This is a genomic window from Mesorhizobium sp. M2A.F.Ca.ET.037.01.1.1 (assembly GCF_003998075.1).
Taxonomy (GTDB): domain Bacteria; phylum Pseudomonadota; class Alphaproteobacteria; order Rhizobiales; family Rhizobiaceae; genus Mesorhizobium.
On record NZ_RZSA01001718.1, the window covers coordinates 1 to 562 of the forward strand.

General features: G+C 63.2%; 1 protein-coding gene and 1 pseudogene. Both read left to right on the plus strand.

Annotated features, from left to right (window positions below):
• Window positions 1–306: MucR family transcriptional regulator (locus EOA27_RS39405; protein ID WP_189562431.1), on the plus strand; the 306-nt coding region annotated here is incomplete at its 5' end.
• Between the two features lie 68 nt (window positions 307–374).
• Window positions 375–562, plus strand: a pseudogene (locus tag EOA27_RS43265) (aspartate aminotransferase); the annotation flags it as partial.

Sequence of the window (562 nt, forward strand, 5' to 3'; positions counted from 1 at the left end):
CCGGACCCCGCGGCCCCCCCGCCGCCCCCCGCCGTCAATCCCAGGCGCTCGGTGACGCCTGACTACATCATCTGCCTCGAGGACGGGAAGAAGTTCAAATCGCTGAAGCGCCATATCGGCGTGCATTTCGGCCTGACGCCCGAAGCCTACCGCGCCAAATGGGGCTTGCCGGTCGACTATCCGATGGTCGCTCCCAACTACGCGGCTTCGCGCTCGCAGCTGGCCAAATCGATCGGACTCGGCCGCAAGGCGGAACCGGAACCGGCAAAGCCCGCCAGGGGCAGGAAGGCCAAGGCGAGCGCTTGAAATAGCGCGCCTGCACCAATGATTTGAGGAAGCCTGCCGAGGAATCGACCTTGGCAGGCTTCGCGCTTTTGTGGCTTGGTTGCTACCGGGGATTGGGGGAACCGGCCATGAACTACGCCAGGATGCTGATCGAGAAGGAAGCGCCGGAGGAATACGGCTACGACCGCATCCGCTACAACCTCTCCGAAAGCTCGATCGCCGACCAGAAACTCTCCGACATCGGTCTGACGCTGCCGAACCTCACCTTGTTCTATGG